Genomic DNA, 14,792 nt, shown 5'->3' on the forward strand with positions numbered 1-14,792 from the left:
GGCTCGGCGCCGGGATTCATGGGTAGGCTGCCTAGTCGTGAGCTTGCCTGCGCCTACCGCTGATAATCGTGCCGTCGTGACCGGAGCTTCCTCGGGGATCGGAACCGCCCTGGCTGAGGAGCTCGCCTCGCGCGGCTATTCGCTGATTCTCATCGCCCGCCGCGGTGATCTGCTGGCCGAGCTCGGACAGCGGCTGACCGAGCGCTACGGCATCACCGCCGAGGTGCGCGCGGTGGACCTGTCCAATCGGGAGCAACGGGCGCCGCTGGCACAGGAACTGGCGTCGCGGAATATCGCGATCCTGTGCAATAACGCCGGTGTCGCCACCTTCGGACCGCTGGCGAAGCTGGACCTGGCATTCGAGCGCGACATCATGGAACTCAATGCCGTCGCGGTGCACGACCTTTCGCTGGCCGTCATGCCGGGCATGATCGAGCGCCGCGCAGGCGGCATTCTCATCACCGGTTCGGCGGCCGGCAATATGCCGATCCCGAACAATGCCACCTACGCGGCCAGCAAGGCCTTCACCAACAGCTTCTCCGAATCGCTGCGCGGTGAGCTCAAGGAGTACGGCGTGCACGTCACGCTGCTGGCCCCCGGCCCGGTGCGCACCGACAATCCGGATCAGGAAGAGGTCGGCACCAAGATTCCGGAGTTCATCTGGGTCACCGCCCCGCACACCGCCAAGATCACCATCGACGCCCTCGCCCGCAATAAGATGCGCGTGGTTCCGGGCCTGATCAGCAAGGGTATGAGCCTGGCCGGGCAGTTCGGGCCGCGCTCGCTCACCTCGGTGGTCGTCGGAGCGGCGTACAAGAAGATGGGTAACTGACCGAATCCCGTCAAGATCAGCCGCCTGGCTGTAAAGGCCGTGTAGCCGGAAGTCTCCGGCTACCCGAATCGGCGTAGTCCTGAAATCGGCCCCGCATACGGAATAGCGGGGACGCACACAGGAGACACCGTGACGCTGCTCGAGATCTTCCCGTCGCTGCGGTCGGGAGGCATGCTCCCCCGCCTCGATCCGGCGGTCTGGCCGCGTGAGACCCACTACGACAATGACGGGCGCATTACCGTCGGCGGCGTGGCGCTGGCCGATATCGCGGATCAATACGGCACTCCTACCTATGTCCTCGACGAGGGCGAAGTGCGCGACCGCTGCCAGGCCTACCGGCGGCGCTTTCCGGAAGCCGAGATCATCTACGCCGGCAAGGCGCTGCTGACCCGGGCGGTCGCGGAATGGGTCACCGACGAGGGACTCTCCATCGATGTGTGCTCGGCCGGAGAACTGGCTGTGGCACTATCCTCCTGGACCGATCCCAGCCGAATCGTGCTGCACGGCAACGGTAAACCGTTCGCCGAACTGGAGACCGCCATCAATTGCGGTATCGGCCGGGTCGTCATCGATTCGCTCACCGAGATCACACTGCTGTCCGCGCTGGCCACCAAGCCGCAGCGGGTGCTGCTGCGCATCTGCCCCGATATCGACGTGCACGGCCATCCCGCGGTGCGCACCGGTGTCACCGATCAGAAATTCGGCTTCGCCCTCGGCAGCCAGGCCCTGTCCGAGGCCGTGGAACGGATTGTGCGGCAACCGAATCTGGAGTTCGCCGGGCTGCACTGCCATATCGGCTCACAGATCTACGACACCTTCCCCTACGGTGAGGCCGTGCGGCGGATGATCTCCGAGATGGCGCGCGTTCGCGACGATTACGGGGTCACCCTCACTGATCTCGATCTCGGTGGCGGGCACGCCGTGGCCTACCGCCCCGGTGATGCCGAGATGAATCTGGCCGAGCTCGCCGACATCATCGAGGACTCACTGGACGCGGCCTGCGCGCGCTACGGCTTCCCGCGCCCCCGCATCGCGCTCGAGCCCGGCCGCGCCATTGTCGCGCGCGCCGGCGTGACCCTCTACCGGGTGCTGTCCATCAAACACGTCGAGGGCGGGCGCACCTTCGTCACCGTGGACGGCGGTATGAGCGACAATCCGCGCGTGGCCCTGTACGGCGCGCACTACGAGGCCGTCGTCGCCAACCGCCATCCCACCGGCCCGCATATGACGGCCAGCATCGCCGGCCGCTACTGCGAAGCCGGTGACATCCTCGCCACAGACGTCCGCCTCCCCGCCGACCTTCGCCCCGGCGAAGTCCTCGCCATGCCCTGCACCGGCGCCTACCACCACAGCCTGGCCTCCTCCTACAACGGCGTCGGCCGCCCACCGATCATCGCCGTCCGCGACGGCAGCAGCCGCGAACTGGTCCGCCGCGAAACCATCGAGGACCTCATGCGCCGCGACATCGGCCACTGACCGCATGGCTCAGCACGTACCGGTATCGCACAGCCCTGACCCGAGTTGCGCGATACCAGCACGTGCTGTGCGGTTGGGATCAGCGCTTGCGGGTGCCGAAGATGCTGCGGCTGATTTCGCGGCCGGCGACGGTGGCTGCTGAGCGGAGGAAGTTTTTGAAAGCGGGGTTGTTGACGACCTTCTCCGCCATCGACTCGTCCTCCGGGGCAGGCTTCGGCGCACGTCCGGACTTCGCCGGGGCCTGGGCGGCGGCCTCGTCCGCCGAGGCGGCGACCTTCGCCGTCAGGATCTCGTAGGCCGATTCCCGGTCGATGGTCTGGCCGTATTTGCTGTACAGCGTGGATTGTTTTGCGCTGGCACGGATTCCGTCGTCGCCGATGGTGTCCATGAGCGAGCGCGGGGGCTGCATGCGCGCCCAGGCCACCGGGGTGGGAGCGCCCTTCTCCGACAGCACCGTCACCACAGCCTCACCGATACCCAGTGAGGTCAGCGCCTTTTCGAGGTCGTAGGTGGCGGTCTTGGGGTAGGTGCGCACCGTCTTCGACAGCGCCGCCTGATCCTCCGGCGTGAAAGCGCGCAGCGCGTGCTGAATACGCGCACCCAGTTGGGAGAGCACGGAATTCGGGATATCCGTGGGCAGCTGGGTGCAGAAGAATACGCCGACGCCCTTGGAGCGGATGAGCTTCACCGTCTGCTCCACCTGCTGCAGGAACGCCTTCGACGCCCCGCTGAAGAGCAGATGCGCCTCGTCGAAGATGAAGACCAGCTTCGGCTTGTCCATATCGCCGATCTCCGGCAGCGTCTGGAACAGGTCGGCCAGCACCCACATCAGGAACGTGGAGAACATCTGCGGCCGCGAGGCCTGCGCACCCAGCTCGAACAGGGTGATCACACCCTGCCCGCCGGCGGTGCGCATGAGGTCGGCCGGATCCATCTCCGGCTCACCGAAGAAGGTGTCGCCGCCATCGGCCTCCAGATTGACCAGGGCCCGCAGGATCACACCGGCGGTGGTCGCGGAGACGCCGCCGATGCCCTTCAGATCCTCCTTGCCCTCCGGGCTGGTGAGGAACTGGATCACCGAGCGCAGATCCTTCAGATCCAGTAGCGCCAGCCCGTTCTTGTCCGCCCAGTGGAAGATGAGCCCGAGCGTGGACTCCTGAGTCTCGTTGAGTCCCAGCACCTTCGAGAGCAGGATCGGGCCGAATGCGGTGATGGTGGCGCGAATCGGCACCCCGATCCCCTCGGTGCCCAGTGAGACGAACTCGCACGGGAAGCCGGAGGGCTTCCAATCCACCGCACCGGTCTCCTGGGCCCGCGCGATCAGCTTGTCGTTCGACTCACCCGGCCGCAGCAGCCCCGAGAGGTCACCCTTGATATCGGCGACCACCACCGGCACCCCGGCCGCCGACAACTGCTCGGCAATGCCCTGCACCGTTTTGGTCTTACCCGTACCGGTCGCGCCCGCCACCAGGCCGTGCCGGTTCATCGTCTTCATCGGAATCCGCACGCGCGCATCGGGATGCACCTTGCCGTCCACGATCACGGTGCCGAGCTCCAGCGCCAGCCCCTCGAACGCGTACCCGGCGGCGATCTCACGCGCGGCCGTCTCGTCCGGTGGAGCCACGGCATCGGAGGTCGAGTCTTTTTTCGCCGCAGCGGGTTTCGCGCTCGCCGACGTGCCGGCCTTCGTATCGGCAGCCTGCTCCGCGGCCTCCTGCTCGGCCGCTTCCTTTTCCGCGGCCTCGACCGCGGCAGCCGCTTCCGCCGCGATCCGCGCCGCGTCCTCCGCCGCCTTACGGGCCGCCGCTACTTTGTCCTGCGGGGTGGTCATCGCGATTCCTCCGTCTGCTCTGCCAACTACGACTGCTCTCGAGAACTGCCCTGCCAACAACGCCGACCGCATGGAGCACGGATCTGCAGAGAACGATACTGCCCGGTCGGATCGCTACGGCTGCCCGACGCGGCCGGGTGCGGGGGTCGGCGACAGCGAAACGACCAACCTTTGCCGAGTGTCAGACAAATACGTGGTGTCAAATTTGGCGCTTGCGATACACGTGGCCGGGCGCACCGGCCGGACAAGGTCGAACGACTAACGTGTCTCCGGTGACCGATAAGTACATGGTGTGGATGGATTGCGAGATGACCGGCCTACGCCTGGACAGCGACAAGCTGATCGAGGTGGCCGTGCTCGTGACCGACAGTGAGCTCAATATCCTCGGCGAGGGCGTGGACATCGTGATCCACGCCGATGACGCCGCCCTCGCGGCCATGCCGCCGGTGGTCACCGAGATGCACGCCCGCTCCGGGCTCACCGAAGAGGTTCGCGCCTCGACCGTCACCATGGCCGAGGCCGAGCAGCAGGTCCTCGAATACATCAAGAAGTACGTCCCGGCCCCGCGCACCGCACCGCTGGCCGGCAATTCGATCGCGACCGATCGCGGTTTCCTCGCCCGCGATATGCCCGCCCTCGACGCCCACCTGCACTACCGCATGATCGATGTGAGCTCCATCAAGGAACTGGCCCGCCGCTGGTACCCGCGCATCTACTTCGGCCAGCCGGAGAAGGGTCTGTCGCACCGCGCCCTCGCGGACATCAAGGAGTCCATCCGCGAACTGCAGTACTACCGCCGCACCGCCTTCGTGCCCGCACCCGGCCCGTCAACGGCGGAAATCGCGGCGGTGGCCGCCGAGCTCAGCACCCCGAAACCGACCGGAAATACCGCGTAACCAGCCGATTAGGTACTCCGGGGAGGATCGCGATACGATCTACCGCGCCGGAAACACACCGGCAATGGTGACCGTAGTTCAGTTGGTAGAGCACCAGGTTGTGATCCTGGATGTCGCGGGTTCGAGTCCCGTCGGTCACCCCGAAGAAGAGGCCCCGGTCCATTGGATCGGGGCCTCTCCTCGTTCCGCTCCCCCGAGCCTTGAAGGAATTGATCCCCGCGCAGTGCCAATCGCGCGCATCCCCCATAATCGATCACTACGCCACCGGGAAAGCCGGAACCGGCGGTGCTCTACCGGGGGAAGTTCCATGCTGCTGTCTCGTCGCCGATTTCTTGCCGCGTCCACCGTGGGTGCGGCGGCGACAACCCTGCGACTGCCGATGGCCGGCGCCGCCGAACCGGCGGTGATCGGCATCGGCGATCCGCAATACGACACGCTCACCCAGCGGGGCTACAACCGCCGATTCACCGCGCGGCCGCAGCGGATCTATCTGCCCGGCGATGCCGAAGAAGTGCGTACGGCGGTCGAGCGATCGGTGAGTGACGGATTGCGGATCGCGGTGCGGGCGGGCGGGCACGGGTTCGACAATTTTGTCGATAATGAACGGACGCAGTCGATTATCGATATCGGCCGGCTGGGCACAGTGGGATGGGATGACACCCAGCGGGCGTTCTCGATCGATGCCGGAACCGATCTGGGCACCGTGTACGAACGACTGCTCGCCTGGGGTGTGACGATTCCGGCGGGCATCTGCAAGGGCGTCGGCATCGGTGGCCATGCCACTGGGGGTGGATACGGGCCGCTGTCGCGACAGCTCGGACTGGTGGCCGACCATCTGCACGGCGTGGAGGTTGTCACCGTCGACCAGAGCGGTGCGGCAACCACCGTGCTGGCGACCGCGGACAGCCCGAACGCCGATCTGTTCTGGGCGCATACCGGCGGCGGGGGCGGTAACTTCGGTGTGGTGACGCGATTTCTGCTGCGCTCCAAGGATTCCGACGGATCCGATCCGGCGCGGGCGCTGCCGAAGGCGCCGGGCAGCATGTTCAATACCCGATTGGTACTGCCGTTCGCGGACGAGACATCGTTCCTGCGGCTCGCCGGCAACTTCATCGGCTTCTTCGAAAAGCACAGCGCGCCAGGCGATCCGTTCAACGCACTGTACGCACCGCTGCTGCTGCGGCCGGGCATCACCGGATCCGAGATACAGGTGCTGCTGAATGCGGATGTCCCCGATGCCCGATCGATGTTCGACGAATTTGTCGCCGCCGTCTGGGAGGGCGTGACGCCCGGACCGATTCAGCTACCGCTCGAACAGGCCTCCTATGCCGACACCGTGGCCCGCGTCTACTACGCGAAGGGGATGCCCGGGTTCCGGGTCAAGGTCAAATCCGCCTATCTGCGCAAGGCGTATTCGACCGATCAGCTGCGAGTCCTGTACCGCTACCTCACCGATATCCGCTTCGTGGGCGAATCACAGGTGGAATTCCTGCCTTTCGGCGGCGCGACCAATGCCGTGGCCGCGGACGCCACCGCCGTACCGGCGCGTGACTCGTTCATGAAGATGCTCATCCACGCCGCCTGGCGGCTGCCCTGGGACGACGAACGGTACGTCGCCTGGGCGCGCGAAATGTACCGCGACGTCTACGCCGAAACCGGCGGAACGCCGGTGCCGGACGAGTCCAACGGCGGCAGTTACATCAACTACCCGGATCCGGATCTGGCCGACGCGCAATGGAATACGTCGGGCGTACCGTGGCACACCTTCTACTACGGCGCCAATCACGCACGACTGCTTGCGGCCAAGGCGCAGTGGGACCCCAATACCCTTTTCCAGCACAGCCTTTCGCTGGATCGTCCGGACTGGTGAATCCTCGTCAGGTCAGCGCGAGCACCCGGCACGGACCGCCGGTGCCGCCCGCGTGTTTGGGTGCGCCCACCACCAGCCGCACACCCGTCGGCGGCACCTGCGCCAAATTCGCGAGCATCTCCACCCCGTACCGCCCCGCGCCGAGAAACGCGGTGTGCGCGCCGTAGTCCTTACCCGCGGCCAGGTCCAAACTCAGCGTATCGACCCCCGCGCCGACAATGCTGCGCTGCGACACCAGGAATTGCGCGGCAGCCGCCCCGAACCCCGGTGCGTGCGGCCGCCCCTCACCGTCCAGATTGAGAAACGCCCCCGCATTCGCCAGCCGCCCCTCCCACCCCGAATACATGGCGACAAACGCCCGATCCGGAATCCGCCCGTGCGCCGCCTCCCACTGCTCGATATCCGAAACAGTCACCGCCGCATCAGCATCGGCAGCAGCGCGAGCCGAAATATCGATGACCACCAGCGGCGCCACCAAATCCTCCGCGGCGATCCGATCAACGGACGCACCCCCCGCCACCCGATGCAGCGGCGCATCGATATGCGTCCCCGTATGCTCCCAGAACGCCAGCGCATGCTGCTCGAACCCACCGTTCTCATGCCAGGCCACCGGCACCGAGGCAAACGGCAGATTCCCCGGCCACACCGGCAAATCCGCACTCAATGTATGCGTCAGATCCACCACCGCCCCACCCGAATCCGGAACCGCACTCGCCACAGCGGGTCCCGCGATCGCAGCCAGCGCCCCCAGCCCGGCCGCTCCCAACCACGCCCGCCGACTCACTCCCTCCGCAGCAGCCTCATGAGCAACCCGAACAATCCGAGGCGAACACATCCGAGCAGTCACTCCCCCACACAAGGCACAACGATTTCGGGCTGAGCGTACCGGTGGTGGACACGAAGGCCGTATCCATGCCCCGGCGATCCCGGCGAATACAATGCGGCATGAGCATCAAGATCGACGCACTCGATGCCGCGCTGCTGGCGGAACTGGCGTCCGACCCGCGAGCGCCGATTCTGGAGCTGGCGGCGCGGTTGCGGATTGCGCGCAATACGGTGCAGGCCAGGATGAAGCGGCTCGAAGCGTCCGGGGCGGTGCGCGGGTATCCGCCGGATGTGGATCTGCAGGCGATCGGGTTCGCGGTGCACGCGTTTCTGGGCATCGAGCTCGATCAGAACAAGATGGACAGCATTGTCGAGGCGCTGCGGGAGTTCCCGAATGTGCTCGAGGTGCATGCGACGACGGGGCGGGCGGATCTGCTCGTGCGGATCGCGGCGCAATCGCAGCAGGATCTGCTCGGAATCATTCAGCGGGTGCACGCCATCCGCGGCGTGAAGCACACGGAAACCATGCTGGCACTGGCCACTCCGATCCAGTACCGATCGCTCCCGCTTGTCGAACATCTGACGGACAACCCGGACACACCATGAGATGACTCCGGATCCGGCGGAGCTCGAGCAGACTGATGCGCTCGCTTGAGTGTCCCAGGTCACTTTTGAGCAGTCTGATCAATATTTCGGCCGTCTGTTGACACAGATCACACATTCACGGCAAATTGCGCAGCACCGATAGCTATTCCTTTCGTTTGCAGCTCACGATCTGAGTTGTGGAAAGTGTGGTGACTGTTCATGACCAGCGTTGCCTGCCCATCAGCCCAGCAGGCCGAGCCGGCCGCCCCGTACGACCTCGCCGACCGCTATCGCTCCGGGGCGGGCCCGGTCCTGCTCACCGGCGTTCAGGCGATTGCCCGGCTGCTGGTCGAGCAGCACGTCCGCGATATGCGGGCCGGACGGCGGGTCGCCACCTTCGTCTCCGGCTATCAGGGCAGCCCGCTCGGCGGAGTCGACAAGATGCTGCTCGGCATGCCGAATGTGCTTGCCGAACATGACATCACCTTCGTGCCCGGGGTCAATGAGGAGCTCGCCGCCACCTCGGTCTGGGGCAGCCAGGCCGATCTGCCCGCCGGGCGGCCGACCCACGACGGGGTGGTCGGCGTCTGGTACGGCAAGGGGCCCGGCGTCGATCGGGCGACCGATGCCATTCGGCACGCCAACATGTACGGGGTCAATGCGCGCGGCGGGGTATTGCTGCTGGTCGGAGACGATCCGGCATCGAAGTCGTCGACGGTCCCCGCCGTGAGTGAGCGCTCGCTGGCCGCCATGGGTGTACCGGTGCTGTTCCCGCGCAATGCCGAGGAGATCATCACCCTGGGCATGGCCGGGATCGCACTCTCCCGCGCGTCGGGCTGCGTGGTCGCCATGAAGATCGTCGCCGATGTCGCGGACGGAGCCTGGACGGTCGATGCCTCGGTGGCCGATCTCCCGCTCGTGGTACCCGAGGTGCACTGGGAGGGAAAGCCTTTCGCCTACCGGCAGCGGCCCATGGCGGCCCCGACCGACGCAGTGCTCGCCGAGGCCGATCTGTACGGTCCGCGCTGGGCGATGGTCCGCACCTTCGGCGCCGCAAACGATCTCGACGTCATCGAGGTGAACCCGGCCGAGGCGAAGATCGGTATCGCGGCCACCGGAACGACTTTCGACGCGGTCCGCCAGACCCTGCTCGACCTCGGTGTCGACGAGGCGGTCATGCACCGCGCCGGTATTCGCCTGCTGCGCATCGCAATGCCGTATCCCGTTGGGGCGCAGCAGGTCACCGAATTCGCCCGGGGCCTCGAGCAGATCATCGTGGTGGAGGACAAGACCGCCTTCCTCGAAACCCAGATCCGCGAAATCCTCTACGGCGCGGTCGACGCACCCCGGATCCTGGGCAAGCAGGACGGACGCGGAGCGCTGCTCATGCCGGCCGACGGCGAGCTGACCCCCGGCCGGCTGCTCGGACCGCTGCGACGAGTGCTGCGCGATCACGTTGAATTGAAAAAAGCTGCGCCGCCATCACTTTCACTGGAAGTACTGTCCGCCAAGCGCACACCGTACTTCTGCAGCGGATGCCCGCACAATCGCTCCACCGCACTGCCCGAGGGGTCGATCGGCGGCGGCGGTATCGGCTGCCACACCCTGGTGACCATGTCCGGTCGCAGCGACAGCGCGGTCACCGGACTGACCCAGATGGGCGGTGAGGGCAGTCAGTGGATCGGCCAGGCGCCGTTCACCGATGTGCCGCACCTGTTTCAGAACATCGGCGACGGGACCTTCTTCCACTCCGGACAGCTCGCCGTGCAGGCCTGCGTCGCCGCCGGGGTGAACATCACCTACAAGCTGCTCTGGAACGAAGTGGTCGCCATGACCGGCGCGCAGGATGTGGAGGGCGGGCTCACCGTCGCGCAGCTGACGCACAAGCTCACCGTCGAGGGCGTGCGGCAGATCATCATCTGCGCCGACGAACCGAAGCGGCACGATAAGCGGGCACTGGCCAAGGGCACGGCGCTGTGGCATCGCGACCGGCTCGACGAAGCGCAGCAGACATTGCGGGAGATCAAGGGCGTCACCGTCCTGATCTACGACCAGCACTGTGCGGCCGATGCGCGCCGGCAGCGCAAGCGCGGCACCCTGCCCGTCCGCAACACCCGGGTCGTGATCAATGAAGCCGTATGCGAGGGCTGCGGCGACTGCGGCGCGAAATCCAATTGCCTGTCCGTACAACCGGTCGAGACCGAATTCGGGCGCAAGACCCGGATCGATCAGACCTCGTGCAATACCGACTACAGCTGCCTGGACGGTGACTGCCCATCATTCGTGACGGTGGAACTCACACCGGATGGAAAGGGCCGCAAGAAGACTCGGAAGACCGTCGAGCCGCCCGTGGTGGCCGATCCGGGCCTCGGCGCACCGGAGGGCACGCAGAACGTGTTGCTCGCCGGGATCGGCGGCACCGGCATCGTGACGGTCAATCAGGTGCTGGCCACCGCCGCCCTGCGCGCCGGATACGACGTGGAGAGCCTGGATCAGATCGGGCTGAGCCAGAAGGCCGGACCCGTCATCTCCCATCTGCGTTTCTCGGCAACCGAATTGGAGCCGTCCAACCGGCTCACCCCGGGCAGCGCGGACTGCGTCATCGCGATCGATCTCCTCACCGCGACCGATGCCAAGAACCTCCAGTACGGCAACCCCGCCGGGACCGTGGCAATCGCCTCGACCAGCCGGACGCCGACCGGAGACATGGTGTACGACAAGTCGGTCCCGTACCCGGAGACCGAGTCACTGCTGGATCGCCTTGCGTCGGTATCGGATTCGCTGAGCCACTTCGATGCGCTGGCAGCGGCGGAGAAGTTGTTCGGCACTACCGCCGCGGCGAATTTCCTGATGGTCGGCGCGGCCTTCCAAACCGGTGGACTACGCCTGCCCGCCGCAGCCATCGAAGAGGCCATCGGCATCAACGGTGTCGCGGTCGCGGCCAATATCGCGGCGTTCCGCTGGGGTCGCGTAGCCATCGCCGATGCCGCCGCCTTCGCCGCGGCCACCGCAGCGGTGCCGCCGCAGCATATCCGCGCTGTTCCTGCAGATCTGCTGGCAGGCACCACTTTCGACGGCGAAGTCCGGCGATTGGTGGAACTGCGCGCCGCTGAACTGATCGAATACCAGAACGCCAAGGTCGCCCGCCGATACCTCGACACCGTCCAGGCCGTGTGGTCAGCGGAGCGAACGGTCACCTCCCGCACCGATTTCAGCGAGGCCGTCGCGCGCGGACTGCACAAGTTCACCGCCTACAAGGACGAATACGAAGTCGCCCGCCTGCTGGTCGATCCGGCCTTCCTCGCCGAGGTGCAGTCGCAGGTGCCCGGCGGCGAACGACTCACCTACAAATTGCACCCGCCGATGCTCCGCACCATGGGACGCAAGAAGAAGATCGGCCTTGCTCCGAAATCACATGTGGCGCTGAAGGTTCTAGCAAAGGGCAAGGCCCTGCGCGGCACCCGGCTGGACCCCTTCGGCTACGCCCGCGTCCGAAAGGTGGAGCGCGAGTTGCTCGCCCACTACACCGATCTGATGCGACGACTCGCCGCCACACTGAGCACCGAAAACTACGACACGGCAACAAAGGCCGCCGCACTCCCCGACCTTGTCCGCGGCTACGAGGACATCAAGCTCGCCAATGTCGAGCTGTACCGATCAGGACTGCGCGAGCTCGGCATCGAGCACTGATCCAGCGCTCGCGCAACTCCCCGAGCAAGGAATCATCCGGCCGCGAATGAGGGGCGGCCGGAAGACCTTGCCGCATCCAGCACAGCCCCACCCAGCCGCAACAGCGGCACCCATCAGCCATGACAGCGCGAAGGCTCACCAGGCCGCCGTGGCGATGGCATCGGAAAGGATCATCCATGCCCGTAATACACACCGAGGCAGGCGTTTTCGGACGCTCGCACGACTTGAGCGCGCGACGCCACGAGCAGGTCGTGTTCTGCGAGGACGACAGGACCGGGCTGAAGGCCATTATCGCGATCCATTCGACCACGCTCGGCCCTGCCCTCGGCGGCACCCGTTTCTATCCGTACGCGAACGAGTCCGCGGCGTTGGAAGACGTCCTGCGGCTTTCCTGGGGAATGACCTACAAGGCAGCGGCTTCCGGCGTCGATCTGGGTGGCGGCAAGGCCGTCATCATCGGCGATCCGGCCGTCGCCAAGACCGAGGCGCTGCTCGCCGCCTACGCACGCTTCGTCGAAACCCTCGGGGGGCGGTACATCACCGCCGGCGATGTCGGCACCGATACCGATGACCTCGATGTGATCGGCAAGCACACCCGCTATGTCACCGGTCGCAGCACGGCGGCGGGCGGGTCCGGCGACAGTGCCCGGCTGACCGCGCTCGGCGTCTTCCACTCCATGCGCGCCGGTGCCGAATCCGTCTGGGGCACAGCATCGCTGGCCAACCGCACGGTGGGCGTCGAGGGTGCCGGCAAGGTCGGCCGCGAACTCATAAGCCTGCTGCTCGCCGACGGCGCGGAGGTCTGCGTCACCGATGTGAACGATGCGGCACTGCACAGGATTTCGCAGCAGCATCCCGGCGTGCGACTGCTGAGCGCGGTCGCCACCGCGCCCGTGGACGTCTACGCACCCTGCGCCCTCGGCGGCACCCTCACCGCGGCCGGCGCCGAGGTCATCGAGGCCAAACTCGTGTGCGGCGCGGCCAATAACCAACTGGCACAACCGGAAGTGGAGCATGCGCTCAGCGAGCGCGGCATCACCTGGGTGCCCGACTTCGTCGCCAATGCGGGCGGGCTCATGCAGGTTGCCGGAGAGCTGCGCGCCGCCGATCCGGCCGAGATCGAATCGGATGTGACCCGCATCTTCGACCGCTGCCGCGACATCATCACAGTCGCCGAGGCCGAGGGCATCGGAACCGGCGCTGCGGCAAACCGGTTCGCCGAGCGTCGCCTCGATGCCATCCCGCGGTCGATCTGACAGCGACGCCCCAGTTTCAAAGAGGAGACCCCAGAGTGGCGATAAGAAGCGGTTTGTTCCGCACCAAATCAGTCGAACAGTCGATCCAGGACACCGATGACCCGGATTCCACATTGCGCAAGGAGCTGACGGCGAAGGATCTCACCGTCTTCGGTGTCGCGGTCGTCATCGGCGCGGGCATCTTCACCCTCACCGCCCGCACCGCGGGCACGGTCGCGGGGCCGTCGGTATCGCTCGCCTTCGTCTTCGCGGCGATCGCGTGCGGGCTGACGGCGCTCTGCTACGCCGAATTCGCCTCGACCGTGCCGGTGGCGGGCAGCGCGTACACCTTCGCGTACGCCACCTTCGGCGAGATCATCGCGTGGATCATCGGCTGGGATCTGATCCTGGAATTCGCCCTCGCGGTCTCCGTGGTGGCCAAGGGCTGGTCGCAATACCTGGGCGAGGTGCTCGGTTCCCACGCACCGATCATCACCCTGGGCTCGATCCATTTCGACTGGGGCGCAGTACTCATCATCGCCGTGGTCGGCATCCTGCTGGCCACCGGCACCAAACTGTCCTCCCGGGTGTCGGCCATCGCGGTGGCCATCAAACTCGCGGTGGTCGCCCTGGTGCTGGTGGTCGGTGCCACCTACTTCAAGGCCTCGAATCTGACGCCCTACATTCCGCCGTCCCAGCCGTCGGCGAAGGCGGAAGGGTTGCGGCAGTCGCTGTTCGGCTACCTCACCGGCTCCGGGGGCACCAGCTTCGGCTGGTACGGACTGCTGGCCGCGGCCAGCCTGGTGTTCTTCGCCTTCATCGGATTCGACGTGGTCGCCACCACCGCCGAGGAGACCCGCGATCCGCAGCGCAGTGTCCCGCGCGGCATCTTCGCCTCACTGGCCATTGTCACCGTGCTCTACGTCGCGGTATCGCTGATCCTCACCGGCATGGTGCCCTATACCGCGCTCGCAGACGGAAATGCCACGCTGGCAACGGCTTTCGCCTTGAACGGCGCGACCTGGGTGAAGAACATCATCTCCATCGGCGCGCTCGCCGGGCTCTCGACCGTCGTCATGGTCATGTTCCTGGGTCAGACCCGGGTGCTGTTCGCCATGGCCCGCGACGGCCTGCTGCCCCGGAGCTTGGCCCGCACCGGTCCGCACGGCACCCCCGTGCGGCTGACCGTCATGGTGGGCATCGTCTGTGCGCTGCTGGCCGGATTCGTCGACTTCGGCACGCTCGAGGAGATGGTCAATATCGGCACGCTGGTGGCCTTCGCACTGGTGTCGATCGGCGTCCCGATCCTGCGCCGCACTCGCCCGGACCTGCCCCGCGGCTTCCGCGTCCCCTGGGTGCCGCTGGTCCCGATCCTGGCCGCGCTGTCATGTCTGTGGCTCATGGTCAATCTCTCCATCGAGACCTGGCTGCGCTTCGTCCTCTGGATGGCACTGGGCATGGTCGTCTATTTCGCCTACGGCCGAAGGCATTCGGCGCTACAACGGCAACAGCCGCCGGTCGCGGACCACGCCGTCGCACCGGTGCCGTAAAC

The 14,792-nt window shown here is 66.3% G+C and carries 10 protein-coding genes and 1 tRNA gene; 9 read left to right on the forward strand and 2 right to left on the reverse strand.

Annotated features, from left to right (window positions below; translation table 11 throughout):
- Positions 1-37: 37 nt before the first annotated feature.
- Positions 38-832: a mycolate reductase gene (cmrA, locus tag OG716_RS23370; RefSeq protein WP_405132895.1), complete on the forward strand. Its 795-nt coding sequence runs from the start codon at positions 38-40 to the stop codon at positions 830-832.
- A 129-nt stretch (positions 833-961) separates the two neighbouring features.
- The gene (gene lysA / locus OG716_RS23375) at positions 962-2,308 is read left to right on the forward strand and encodes a diaminopimelate decarboxylase (RefSeq protein WP_405132896.1); all 1,347 of its coding nucleotides are present in this window, start codon (positions 962-964) and stop codon (positions 2,306-2,308) included.
- A 79-nt stretch (positions 2,309-2,387) separates the two neighbouring features.
- Here lysA and OG716_RS23380 read toward each other — a convergent pair whose 3' ends face one another.
- Positions 2,388-4,139 (reverse strand): helicase HerA-like domain-containing protein, encoded by a 1,752-nt coding sequence (locus tag OG716_RS23380; RefSeq protein WP_405132897.1) that lies wholly within the window; start codon positions 4,137-4,139, stop codon positions 2,388-2,390.
- Positions 4,140-4,426: 287 nt separating this feature from the next.
- On the opposite strand from OG716_RS23380, the gene orn reads away from it, so the two are divergent.
- The 3 genes from orn (at position 4,427) to OG716_RS23395 (ending at position 6,905) form a co-directional block, all read left to right on the forward strand.
- Positions 4,427-5,035: an oligoribonuclease gene (gene orn / locus OG716_RS23385; protein WP_405139861.1), complete on the forward strand. Its 609-nt coding sequence runs from the start codon at positions 4,427-4,429 to the stop codon at positions 5,033-5,035.
- A gap of 67 nt (positions 5,036-5,102) precedes the next feature.
- Positions 5,103-5,175: transfer RNA gene (locus tag OG716_RS23390), tRNA-His, on the forward strand.
- A gap of 167 nt (positions 5,176-5,342) precedes the next feature.
- Positions 5,343-6,905 (forward strand): FAD-binding oxidoreductase, encoded by a 1,563-nt coding sequence (locus OG716_RS23395; protein ID WP_405132898.1) that lies wholly within the window; start codon positions 5,343-5,345, stop codon positions 6,903-6,905.
- A gap of 7 nt (positions 6,906-6,912) precedes the next feature.
- On the opposite strand, the gene OG716_RS23400 is transcribed toward OG716_RS23395, so the two are convergent.
- On the reverse strand, positions 6,913-7,740 hold the full coding sequence (locus OG716_RS23400) for a cyclase family protein (RefSeq protein WP_405132899.1): 828 nt from the start codon (positions 7,738-7,740) through the stop codon (positions 6,913-6,915).
- A 110-nt stretch (positions 7,741-7,850) separates the two neighbouring features.
- Between OG716_RS23400 and OG716_RS23405 the strand changes: the two genes are divergently transcribed.
- The 4 genes from OG716_RS23405 to OG716_RS23420 all read left to right on the forward strand — a co-directional run bounded on the left by OG716_RS23405 (position 7,851) and on the right by OG716_RS23420 (position 14,790).
- Complete coding sequence (locus OG716_RS23405) at positions 7,851-8,336, forward strand: Lrp/AsnC family transcriptional regulator (protein ID WP_405132900.1); 486 nt, start codon at positions 7,851-7,853, stop codon at positions 8,334-8,336.
- 198 nt (positions 8,337-8,534) lie between these two features.
- A complete protein-coding gene (locus OG716_RS23410) occupies positions 8,535-12,005 on the forward strand; it encodes an indolepyruvate ferredoxin oxidoreductase family protein (RefSeq protein ID WP_405132901.1) in 3,471 nt (1,156 codons plus the stop codon).
- A 176-nt stretch (positions 12,006-12,181) separates the two neighbouring features.
- Positions 12,182-13,261 carry a Glu/Leu/Phe/Val dehydrogenase gene (locus OG716_RS23415; protein WP_405132902.1) on the forward strand — a complete coding sequence of 360 codons (1,080 nt, stop codon included), beginning with the start codon at positions 12,182-12,184 and terminating at the stop codon, positions 13,259-13,261.
- A gap of 35 nt (positions 13,262-13,296) precedes the next feature.
- Entirely contained in the window at positions 13,297-14,790 is a 1,494-nt protein-coding gene (locus OG716_RS23420; protein WP_405132903.1) for an amino acid permease, read from the forward strand.
- The last annotated feature ends 2 nt before the right edge of the window (positions 14,791-14,792 follow it).

Origin of the sequence: Nocardia sp. NBC_01388 (assembly GCF_045040085.1) — a bacterium.
Classification (GTDB): domain Bacteria; phylum Actinomycetota; class Actinomycetes; order Mycobacteriales; family Mycobacteriaceae; genus Nocardia.